The sequence below is a fragment of the Mycobacterium sp. E1715 genome (assembly GCF_001667625.1).
In the GTDB taxonomy this organism is placed as follows: Bacteria; Actinomycetota; Actinomycetes; order Mycobacteriales; family Mycobacteriaceae; genus Mycobacterium.
In genome coordinates this window covers 1-9,823 of sequence record NZ_LZJJ01000079.1, presented here as the reverse complement: position 1 = coordinate 9,823, position 9,823 = coordinate 1, and the positions used below count along the sequence as shown (strand labels likewise).

Here is a 9,823-nt window from a genome sequence, read left to right as displayed (position 1 = left end):
TGGTCGCGGTCGCCGCGCGGGGGGCCACGTTGACGTTGATCCGGGACGGCGAGCCGATCGAGGCGCTCGACGCGATGAGCTCGTGGTGGACCGCGATTCACGGGCACGGCCACCCGGTGCTGGACGCGGCGCTGACCACGCAGCTGGGAGTGATGAACCACGTCATGTTCGGCGGGCTCACGCACGAACCGGCCGCCCGGCTGGCGCAGCTGCTGGTGGACATCACCCCGGCCGGGCTGGACACCGTGTTCTTCAGCGATTCCGGATCGGTGTCCGTCGAGGTCGCGGTCAAGATGGCGCTTCAGTACTGGCGCAGCCGCGGCCGGCCCGGCAAGCACCGGCTGATGACCTGGCGGGGCGGCTACCACGGCGACACGTTCACGCCGATGAGCGTCTGCGATCCCGACGGCGGCATGCACACGCTGTGGACCGACATCCTGGCCCGCCAGGTGTTCGCCCCGCAGGTCCCGCGCGACTACGACCCCGGCTACACCGCGGCGTTCGAGCAGCAGCTCGCCGAGCACGCCGGCGAACTGGCGGCCGTCATCGTCGAACCGGTGGTGCAGGGCGCCGGCGGGATGCGCTTCCACGACCCCCGCTACCTGCGCGACCTGCGCGAGCTGTGCCGGCGGCACGACGTGCTGCTGATCTTCGACGAGATCGCCACCGGCTTCGGCCGCACCGGCGAGCTGTTCGCGGCCGACCACGCCGGGGTGAGCCCGGACATCATGTGCGTGGGCAAGGCTCTGACCGGCGGCTACGTCACCCTGGCCGCCACGCTGTGCAGCACCGACATCGCGCACACCATCAGCGCCGGCGAGGCCGGCGCGCTGATGCACGGGCCCACCTTCATGGCCAATGCGCTGGCCTGCGCGGTGTCGGTGGCCAGCGTCGAGCTGCTGCTAGACCAGGACTGGCGCGCGCGGGTGGGTGAGATCGCCGCCGGGCTGGCGGACGGGCTCGAGCCCGCCCGCGCGCTGCCCGGCGTCACCGACGTGCGGGTGTGCGGGGCGATCGGCGTCATCGAGTGCGCCCGCCCGGTCGACCTGGCCGTCGCCACCCCGGCGGCAATGGAGCGCGGCGTCTGGCTGCGCCCGTTCCGCAACCTGGTCTACGCGATGCCGCCCTACATCTGCCCGCCGGGCGAGATCGCCCAGATCACCTCGGCGATGGTCGAGGTCGCCCGCCTCGTTGGCTCTCGTAGTCTTTAGGGCGATGAAAACACCGATCGAGGTTTCCCCACTGGCCTGGCTGGAGGAGGTGGAGAAGCAGCGCCGCGGGGCGGGGCTGCGTCGCTCCTTGCGGCCCCGCCCGGCCGTCGCCACCGAGCTCGATCTGGCGTCCAACGACTATCTCGGCCTGTCCCAGCACCCCGACGTGATCGAGGGCGGCGTCGCCGCGCTGCGCATGTGGGGCGCCGGGGCCACCGGATCCCGGCTGGTCACCGGCGACACCGACCTGCATCAGCAATTCGAGTCCGAGCTCGCCGAGTACGTCGGCGCATCGGCGGCCCTGCTCTTCTCGTCCGGATACGCGGCCAACCTGGGCGCGGTCGTCGGCCTGTCGGGCCGGGGTTCGCTGCTGGTGTCCGACGCCCTCTCCCACGCGTCTTTGGTCGACGCCTGCCGGCTGTCGCGGGCCCGGGTGGTGGTGACGCCGCACCGCGACGTCGACGCCGTGGCGGCCGCCCTCGCCTCGCGCGACGAGGAGCGGGCCGTCGTGATCACCGAGTCGGTGTTCAGCGCCGACGGCGCGCTGGCGCCGCTGGGCGAGCTGCACGAGGCCTGTCGCCGGCAGGGCGCGCTGTTGATCGTCGACGAGGCCCACGGCCTGGGCGTGCGCGGTGGCGGGCGCGGGCTGCTGCACGAGCTCGGGCTGGCCGGCGCATCCGACGTGGTGGTGACCACGACGCTGTCGAAGGCGCTGGGCAGCCAGGGCGGCGTGGTGCTCGGACCGGCGGCGGTGCGGGCCCACCTGATCGACGCGGCGCGCACGTTCATCTTCGACACCGGCCTGGCGCCCGCCGCGGTGGGCGCCGCGCGCGCCGCGCTGGGCGTGCTGCGGGCCGAGCCGTGGCGGCCCGAGGCGGTGTTGCGGCACGCCCGCGCCCTCGCCGAGGCGTGCGACGTTCCCGACGCGCCCCACTCGGCGGTGGTGTCGGTGATCCTGGGCGACCCGGAGGTGGCGCTGGCCGCCGCGACCGCCTGCCTGGATGCCGGCGTGAAGGTGGGCTGCTTCCGGCCCCCGACGGTGCCCGCCGGGACGTCCCGGCTGCGGCTGACCGCGCGGGCGTCGCTGGACGCCGCCGAACTCGACATCGCCCGGCGGGTGCTGTCCGACGTCCTCGCCGTGGCGCGCCCTTGACCGTCCTGGTCGTCACGGGCACGGGCACCGGGGTCGGCAAGACCGTCGTCACCGCCGCCCTGGCCTGCCAGGCCCGTCAGGCCGGCATAGACGTGGCGGTCTGCAAACCGGTCCAGACCGGCACCGACTCCGGCGACGACGACCTGGCCGAGGTCGCCCGGCTGTCCGGCGCGACCGAACTGGCCGCGCTCGCCCGCTACCCGCAACCGCTGGCGCCGGCCGCCGCGGCCGAGCTGGCCGGCGCTGCGCTGCCCACCGGCGACCAGGTGCTGCGGCTGATCACCGCCCTGGACCGCCCCGGGCGGCTGACGCTGGTGGAAGGGGCCGGCGGGCTGCTGGTCGAGCTCGCCGCCGCGGGGGTCACCCTGCGGGATCTGGCGGTGGCGCTGGGCGCCCCGGCGCTGGTCGCGGTCACCGCCGAGCTGGGCACCCTCAACCACACCGCGCTGACGCTGGAAGCGCTTGCCGCGCACAATGTTTCGTGTGCGGGGTTGGTCATCGGGAGCTGGCCGGCCAGCCCCGGGCCTGCGGAGACCTCGAACCGGGTCGCGCTGGACCGGCTGGGCCCGGTGCGGGCCGCGCTGCCCGCGGGCGCCGGGGCGATGGACGCCGCGCAGTTCGCGGACATGAGCGCGGCGGCGTTCGACCGCGACTGGGTCACCGCGCTGGTTCGCTGATGGTGCATTCCATCGAGCTGCTCTTCGACGGCGAGACCGAGGCCACGATCCGCGGGCTGTGGGACGCGCTGGCGGGCGCCGGGATTCCCAGCCAGGCCCCCGCCGGGCGACCGCACGTCACGCTCGCGGTGGCCGACCGCATCGCCGAGGAGGCCGACGCCGCGCTGCGGCCGCTCACCGGGCGGCTGCCGCTGGGCTGCGCCGTCGGCGCGTCGTTGCTGCTGGGGCGCTCCAATGCGATCCTGGCCCGGGTCGTCGTGCCGACGGCCGAATTGCTCGATTTCCACGCCGAGGTGCACCGGCTGTGCGGGAAGCACCTGGCCCCCGCGGCGGCGCCCACCAGCCTGCCGGGTCAGTGGACGCCACACGTCACGCTGGCCCGACGTGTCGGCGGCCCGGCCCTGAGCCGCGCGCTGCGCATCGCTGGCCGGCTCACGCTGGTCGAGGGCAGCTTCGCCGCCCTGCGGCACTGGAACGGCGAGAAGAAGGTCGACTACCTGATCGGCTAGCCGCCGAACAGCAGGTACAGGCCGGTGAAGGTGTAGCCGACCATGACCAGCATCATCGTCAGCTGGCCGGTGAGCTGGTGGCCCCTGGGCAGCAGCCGCAGGGCCTTGTCGTGGGCCGCGACCACCGCGAGGATGTGGCCGGTCACCACGCACGCCACCTTGATCCCGGCCAGCACCGGCGGGTGGGTGGACAGCACGTAGGCGACCTGCTGATGCGCCAGCCCCAGCACGTTCCAGCCGCGGCCGAAGGGGTCGGCCAGCGCGGACACCGCCTGCTGCCCGCGCTCGACGAGGTAGGTCAGGTAGTGGGCGAAGATGTAGCCCACCACGATCGGGATCAGGGAGTGCGCCAGCTGCCCGGGTAGGGCGCGGCGCCGCTCGCGGTCGACGCCGCCCGTTGCGCGGGCGGCGAGCGAAAAGGTCGCGGCGACAACGGTAATGAAGACGATCAGCCCGAGGGTGCGTAGCAGCGACGACGACGCCGCGGGCGCCAGGCCGATGCCGGGGGAGAGCCGATCGGCGAAGCCGCGCCACGTAGGCGACGACGAGAAGCTGTCGAACGCGGTGGACCCGAGCAGCACCGCGAGCAGCACCACCACGCCGGGACGCACCGGCAGCGACGGCAGATGGTCGAGCGGGTTCCCCACCACGATTCGCCCGCTGTCCGGGTCGCGCCGAAACGGCGACAGGCGCGACACCGCCATGCTGTACACCCCGAACGGGTCGGCCCGGGCCAGCCAGCGCTGGCCGCACAACCAGGCGCCCGCCAGCATCGCCACGGCGTAGACGGCCAGCCACGCCCGCACCCACGGCAGCGACGCCGGGTTCGGGCTGGCCAGTTCCATCCAGACGAAGGCGAACAGGCCCAGCGCGGCGGGCCGGTAGCCCCAGCCGTCGGGATAGGCCAGCCGCGGTGAGTGCAGGCGCTCCGGCGTGCCGCGGCGCAGCAACAGATAGATCGTCCGCATCGGCGAAATCACCCGCCAGACCGGTCCGATCAGCAGCGACACCGCCACCAGCCCGACCCATAGCAGCACGTAGAACACGCCGAGTAGGGCGTTGGCCTCCGACCGCGGGCCCCACACCCCGGCCGCCACCGCCCAGGTCGCGAAGATCAGGCCGAGGGCGGCCGCCGTCCAGCGCGTCGCCCGCGCGTCGACGACGGCGGTCACCGCCGCCGGCAGCGGACGGCCCGGCTTGGCGGGATCGAACCGCGGCTTCCGCCACGCGAACGCGACCAGCGCGAAGGTGAACGTCAGCGCCCACGCCGCCCCGACCATCGCGTACATGTACGGCACCGGAAGGTCGCCGGATCCGCCGAGGCCGTGCGCGAGGACCGCGGTCGCGCCGCGGGCGCTCACGGTTGGACTTGGATGGTCGCGATCGTGCGGTCCAGATGGTGCAGCTCCACCTCGACGTTGCCGGGGACGTCGACGGCGAACTGGAAGGTTTGGTTGGGCGCCGCGGCGACCGGGAACTTGCGGTCGGGCGTCGAGTGGACGTGCAACTCGTCGGTGGCGTCACTGGTCACGTGCAGGGTGATCTGCTGGCGCACCTTGGCCTGCAGCGTGGCGTTGGTCGGGGTCACCTGTCCTTTGGCGATGGTGACGTCGACCGTCGGGCCGGCGGCAGGGGACTGGCTCTGCGAACCGCCGCACGCGATCAGCGCCCACGCCAAGGCCGCCACCCACGCCGCGGCCAGGGCGCTACGCATCCCCATCGGTCACGCCGCCTGGGGGGTGCCGGGCACGGTGTGCTTCTCCTCCTCGGGCCGCTTGGGCAGGGTGTCGTAGTTGTTGATCCGGCCGGCGCCCCAGGTCAGGGCGGTGATGACCATCAGCGTCAGGAACAGCACGACGATTCCGCCGGCGGTGAACAGCCAGGCCGGCGCGCTCTGGTCGCGCTCGCGCTGCAGGATCGTGACCTCCAGGACGAACGGCCGCGTACTCGTCGCGAGGGCGGGGACCTCGGGCGCCGGGATGGCGTCGTCGGCCGGCTCGTAGATCGGCACGGCCGTCATCGTGCGGCCGTCCTGGACCCGCAACAGCGTCTTCCAGTCACCCCACACCGGGACCGGCTGCGTGGACCGGTAGTGCCCCGGCCCGACCTTGGCGAGCTTGTCGATCATCAGGCCGCGGTCGTTCTGCATCCGCCCCTGCCAGGACAGGATCGTCAGCCAGTCCGGGTGGTCGCTGACCATGGTTGTCGGGGAGATCATCACATCGGCCGACACCATCCGCTGGCCTGCGGGGCTGGGCAGATCCGTCAGCGTCACCGTGGCGGTGTCCTTGCCCGGCACGAGGATGTGCAACCCGTTGGCCACCGCGCAACCGATCACGAGCACCGTCAGCGCGACGACGCCGATGGCGAGCCGGCGGCCCGGCAGGCGCTCGCCGGTGAGCACCATGCCGAACATCGCGCCGCACAACCCGGTCAGGACGGCCACCGGCACCGACATCGCCAGCGCCTCGCCCCACATGCTGGTCGGCCACGGGTAGTGGTAGACGGCCCCGATCCACAGCGATTCCAGCCAGAGCCCCACCGTGGCGACCCCGAGGCCCGAGACGGCGCCGAACACCAGCGGGCGCTTGATCAACGGCGTCAGCGCCACCAGCTCGACGATGAGGGCGGGACCCAGGTAGAGCGGGAACCAGTTGATCGGGGCGCCCAGGATGGGGCCGACGATCACCGCGACCGCGCCCCGCAGCGCGATGGCGAACACCGCCGCGATGATCGCGGCGCCGCGGCCCATCGTCAGGCGGGCGGCGACGGCGGCCAGTGCGGACGCCGCGGCGATCAGCATCGGCTGAAACACCAGCCGGAACTGCGGGACCCCGAAGTCGAACTCGATCTGGTAGACCGACAGGCCGATGAACAACCCGCCGAACGACAGGTACCGCAGGAACGAGATGAACGCGCCGTTGAATACCTCCCCGGCTTCGTGCGCCTCGCCCTCACGCTCCAGCATCAGCACCGAGAACAGCGAGAAACACGCCCCGCCGATCATCATCAAATGCGTTGGGCCCCAAAGGGTGACGTCTTGACCGAAGATCCGGTGCCAGATGTCGTCGAGCGGGAACCCGATCATCGCGTACATCCCGCAGCCGGCCATCAACAGTCCGCCGACCGGCGCATACCAGTTGCGCGTGATGCGCACCGCCGCGGGCCCCGGCTTGTCGAACGGCAGCACGACCGACACCGCGCCGCCGACGAAGATGCCGAACAGGCCGATGATGATGAAATAGTGCGCGGGGTTGGCCAACGGGCCGGGGTCGCGTCCGTTGCCGATGTGCCAGCTGACGTCCCAGATGAACCCGAACAGGGCGCAGATGATGAACGTCGTGAAGATCATGACCGGCAGCGCCACCCAGTTGGGCCGGTGGAACTTCTCGCCCAGCTTGTCGGCGACCCGGGTCAGCCACTGGATGCGATGGGTGCGATGGGCATAACCGATCCACAGCATGCCCGCGGCGATCACCACCGCCGCGACCGAGAGCCCGATCACCTGGTTGAGGCCGGCGCCGCGCGCCGGCGCCTCCGCAACGAAAACGAGTTCCGCCGATGTCATCGTCAAACCCTCCCAACAGCGCCCGACTGCCTGGCGAGCTGTGATCCAGCTCGCACGAAGCGGAATGCCCAAATCACGGGCTGGTCAATCACCGATTTTCGTCGTCGCGCTGCCCGGCGTCCTCGGACTCGTCGGGGGTCCGGCGGTCTTTGAGCGCGACGTAGAGGATCACGCCGACGACGATGATCGCCGGCAGGAACGCCGGGATCGCCAGCAGAATCATGTGGTGGGCCACATAGGTGACGTGTGGATCGGTCATGGTGGTGAGATACCCCGGGGGATGGCATGCACTGCGGCCGTTACCCTACTTTGAACACTTTTTATTGACAGCCGCCACGACCGTGGGGCAGGAGGCCGCGCGCGCGGCCAGCGACGATGCAGGGGAGTACTGGTGACTCAAGCGGCAACTCGACCGGCGACCGGCGCCAACGACGCGGACATTCTGGCGGTTGCCCGCGAACAGGTGCTCGAGCGCGGCGAGGGACTGGATCGCGAGCAGGTGTTGCGGGTGCTGCAGCTGCCGGACGACCGGCTCGACGACCTGCTGGAGCTGGCCCACGAGGTGCGGATGCGCTGGTGTGGCCCCGAGGTGGAGGTCGAGGGCATCATCAGCCTGAAGACCGGTGGCTGCCCCGAGGACTGCCATTTCTGTTCGCAGTCGGGGTTGTTCGCCTCGCCGGTGCGCAGCGCCCGGCTGGACATCCCGAGCCTGGTCGAGGCCGCCAAACAGACCGCCAAGTCCGGTGCCACCGAGTTCTGCATCGTGGCCGCCGTCCGCGGGCCCGACGAGCGGTTGATGACTCAGGTCGCGGCCGGCATCGAGGCGATCCGCAACGAGGTCGAGATCAACATCGCGTGCTCGCTGGGGATGCTGACCGCCGAGCAGGTCGATCAGCTGTCGCAGATGGGTGTGCACCGCTACAACCACAACCTCGAGACCGCCCGCTCGTTCTTCACCAACGTCGTGACCACCCACACCTGGGAGGAGCGCTGGCAGACCCTTTCGATGGTGCGCGACGCCGGCATGGAGGTGTGCTGCGGCGGCATCCTGGGCATGGGCGAGACGCTCGAGCAGCGCGCGGAGTTCGCCGCCGAGCTGGCCGAGCTGGGGCCCGACGAGGTCCCGCTGAACTTCCTCAACCCGCGGCCCGGCACGCCGTTCGGCGACCTGGAGGTGTTGCCGGTGGCCGAGGCGCTGAAGTCGGTGGCCGCCTTCCGGCTGGCCCTGCCGCGCGCGATGCTGCGGTTCGCCGGGGGGCGTGAGATCACCCTCGGTGACCTGGGCGCCAAGAAGGGCATCCTGGGCGGCATCAACGCCGTGATCGTCGGCAACTACCTGACCACGCTCGGCCGGCCGGCCGAAGCCGATCTGGAACTGCTCGACGATCTGCAGATGCCGATCAAGGCGCTCAACGCCACTTTGTAAGAGACTTGGAGACTGTGGTTCGGGATCTGGGCGCTCCGGTCAGCGCGGGCGTCTACAACGTCTACACCGGCGAGTTGGGGGGCACCGCGGTGCCGACAGCGGCGCAGTTGGGTCTGGAGCCGCCCCGGTTCTGCGCGGAATGCGGACGCCGGATGGTGGTGCAGGTCCGCCCCGACGGCTGGCGGGCGCGGTGCTCGCGGCACGGACAGGTCGACTCGGTCGACCTGGAGGCCCAGCGATGACCGAGCACGCGCACACCCCGGGAAGGTCACGGGCGCGCCGTATCGGCATCGCCGTCCTGACGCCGGTGGCGGCGGGTGTGCTGGTCGGCGCCCTGTGGGCGTGGATCGCCCCGCCGATCCACGCCGTGGTGGCCCTCACGCGCGCCGGTGAACGGGTCCACGACTATCTCGGCAACGAGTCGCAGCACTTCTTCGACGCGCCCTGCCTGATGCTGGGCCTGCTCACCGTGTCGGCGGTGGTGGCGCCGGCGCTGGCGTGGCAATGGCGCGCGCGCCGGGGGCCGGGCATGGTCGTCGCCTTGGCGACCGGCCTGGTTGCCGCGGCCGCGGTCGCGGCCGCCATCGGGGCGGCGCTTGTCCGAATCAGGTACGGAGCGTTGAACTTCGACGCGGTGCCGCTGCCCAAGGGCCCGTCGGTGGCCTACGTCATCCAGGCGCCCCCGGTCTTCTTCGCAAGCGATCCGCTGCGGATCGCGCTGACGCTGCTGTGGCCCGCCGCGATCGCCGCACTGGTCTATGCGGTGCTCGCGGCCGCCGACGCCCGCGACGATCTGGGGGCTACCCCGCCGCCCGACCGGCCTTCCGATGCGCTCCCGGTGGGAGCGGGCAGCGCCCCGGAAGCGCCCGGGTCATAGCGGGCGGCGGTGAATCCTGCGGCCGAGGATGACCTTGGCCGCGATCTTGGTGAGCCGCGCCATGCCGACGTAGGTCATCGGGTGGAACATCGTCGGCCAGGTGGTCCGGATCAGGTGCTCGGTCAGCGGCCGGCCGTCGAACCGGTCGGTGAGCCAGCGCAGCGTCATCGGCGCCGAGAGCGGATGCAGCAGCATGTGCTCGTTGAACGCGTCCCGGTGGTAGGTCACCTGGGCGCCGCCGGCCGAATAGGCGTCGGCGAGCACGTCGATGTCGTGCACGTCGATGAGGTAGTCGTGGACGGCCTGCACGATCAACACCGGCGGCGTCGGCACCGCGACACCCAGCTTGATGTTCTCGAACACGTGCGTGACCTCGGGCGTCGACAGGATGGCATCGAGCGG

12 protein-coding genes are annotated in these 9,823 nt (G+C 71.7%); 7 read left to right on the top strand and 5 right to left on the bottom strand.

Features of this window, described 5'->3' with window-relative positions; translation table 11 throughout:
- The 4 genes from A9X03_RS04500 to A9X03_RS04485 all read left to right on the top strand — a co-directional run.
- On the top strand, positions 1-1,211 hold a 1,211-nt coding region (locus tag A9X03_RS04500), incomplete at its 5' end, for an adenosylmethionine--8-amino-7-oxononanoate transaminase (RefSeq protein ID WP_068259874.1).
- Positions 1,212-1,215: 4 nt separating this feature from the next.
- Positions 1,216-2,364, top strand: coding sequence for an 8-amino-7-oxononanoate synthase (locus A9X03_RS04495; RefSeq protein ID WP_067748073.1), 1,149 nt, complete (start codon positions 1,216-1,218; stop codon positions 2,362-2,364).
- Positions 2,361-3,041, top strand: coding sequence for a dethiobiotin synthase (gene bioD / locus A9X03_RS04490; protein ID WP_067748071.1), 681 nt, complete (start codon positions 2,361-2,363; stop codon positions 3,039-3,041). The genes A9X03_RS04495 and bioD overlap by 4 nt, the downstream gene beginning before the upstream one ends.
- A complete protein-coding gene (locus A9X03_RS04485) occupies positions 3,041-3,550 on the top strand; it encodes a 2'-5' RNA ligase family protein (RefSeq protein ID WP_067748069.1) in 510 nt (169 codons plus the stop codon). Before bioD ends, A9X03_RS04485 begins: the two co-directional genes overlap by 1 nt.
- Here the strand turns inward: A9X03_RS04485 and A9X03_RS04480 are convergent.
- From A9X03_RS04480 to A9X03_RS29665, 4 genes are all read right to left on the bottom strand, one after another.
- On the bottom strand, positions 3,547-4,839 hold the full coding sequence (locus A9X03_RS04480; RefSeq protein ID WP_369830995.1) for a hypothetical protein: 1,293 nt from the start codon (positions 4,837-4,839) through the stop codon (positions 3,547-3,549). The genes A9X03_RS04485 and A9X03_RS04480 overlap by 4 nt on opposite strands.
- 68 nt (positions 4,840-4,907) lie before the next feature.
- Positions 4,908-5,270: a hypothetical protein gene (locus tag A9X03_RS04475; RefSeq protein WP_068259864.1), complete on the bottom strand. Its 363-nt coding sequence runs from the start codon at positions 5,268-5,270 to the stop codon at positions 4,908-4,910.
- A gap of 3 nt (positions 5,271-5,273) precedes the next feature.
- Positions 5,274-7,118 (bottom strand): hypothetical protein, encoded by a 1,845-nt coding sequence (locus tag A9X03_RS04470; protein ID WP_067887981.1) that lies wholly within the window; start codon positions 7,116-7,118, stop codon positions 5,274-5,276.
- Between the two features lie 88 nt (positions 7,119-7,206).
- A complete protein-coding gene (locus tag A9X03_RS29665) occupies positions 7,207-7,377 on the bottom strand; it encodes a hypothetical protein (RefSeq protein WP_197498966.1) in 171 nt (56 codons plus the stop codon).
- A gap of 132 nt (positions 7,378-7,509) precedes the next feature.
- On the opposite strand from A9X03_RS29665, the gene bioB reads away from it, so the two are divergent.
- The 3 genes from bioB to A9X03_RS04455 are packed head-to-tail and all read left to right on the top strand — an operon-like array spanning position 7,510 to position 9,421.
- Entirely contained in the window at positions 7,510-8,544 is a 1,035-nt protein-coding gene (gene bioB, locus A9X03_RS04465) for a biotin synthase BioB (protein ID WP_067748062.1), read from the top strand.
- Positions 8,545-8,558: 14 nt separating this feature from the next.
- A complete protein-coding gene (locus tag A9X03_RS04460; RefSeq protein ID WP_067277974.1) occupies positions 8,559-8,786 on the top strand; it encodes a hypothetical protein in 228 nt (75 codons plus the stop codon).
- Positions 8,783-9,421: a DUF2567 domain-containing protein gene (locus tag A9X03_RS04455; RefSeq protein WP_067778362.1), complete on the top strand. Its 639-nt coding sequence runs from the start codon at positions 8,783-8,785 to the stop codon at positions 9,419-9,421. The genes A9X03_RS04460 and A9X03_RS04455 overlap by 4 nt, the downstream gene beginning before the upstream one ends.
- On the opposite strand, the gene A9X03_RS04450 is transcribed toward A9X03_RS04455, so the two are convergent.
- Positions 9,416-9,823, bottom strand: a 408-nt coding sequence (locus tag A9X03_RS04450; RefSeq protein WP_231975347.1) for a lipase family protein, incomplete at its 5' end; no start/stop codon positions are given. The two genes, A9X03_RS04455 and A9X03_RS04450, sit on opposite strands and share 6 nt — an antisense overlap.

What these genes read in the sequence shown, in the direction of transcription:
- A9X03_RS04485 (WP_067748069.1), top strand. Translation starts at nt 3,041, where the DNA reads ATGGTGCATTCCATCGAGCTGCTCTTCGACGGCGAGACCGAGGCCACG.
- A9X03_RS04470 (WP_067887981.1), bottom strand. Translation starts at nt 7,118, where the DNA reads ATGACATCGGCGGAACTCGTTTTCGTTGCGGAGGCGCCGGCGCGCGGC.
- A9X03_RS04495 (WP_067748073.1), top strand. Translation starts at nt 1,216, where the DNA reads ATGAAAACACCGATCGAGGTTTCCCCACTGGCCTGGCTGGAGGAGGTG.
- A9X03_RS04475 (WP_068259864.1), bottom strand. Translation starts at nt 5,270, where the DNA reads ATGGGGATGCGTAGCGCCCTGGCCGCGGCGTGGGTGGCGGCCTTGGCG.
- A9X03_RS04480 (WP_369830995.1), bottom strand. Translation starts at nt 4,839, where the DNA reads ATGTACGCGATGGTCGGGGCGGCGTGGGCGCTGACGTTCACCTTCGCG.
- A9X03_RS04455 (WP_067778362.1), top strand. Translation starts at nt 8,783, where the DNA reads ATGACCGAGCACGCGCACACCCCGGGAAGGTCACGGGCGCGCCGTATC.
- A9X03_RS29665 (WP_197498966.1), bottom strand. Translation starts at nt 7,377, where the DNA reads ATGACCGATCCACACGTCACCTATGTGGCCCACCACATGATTCTGCTG.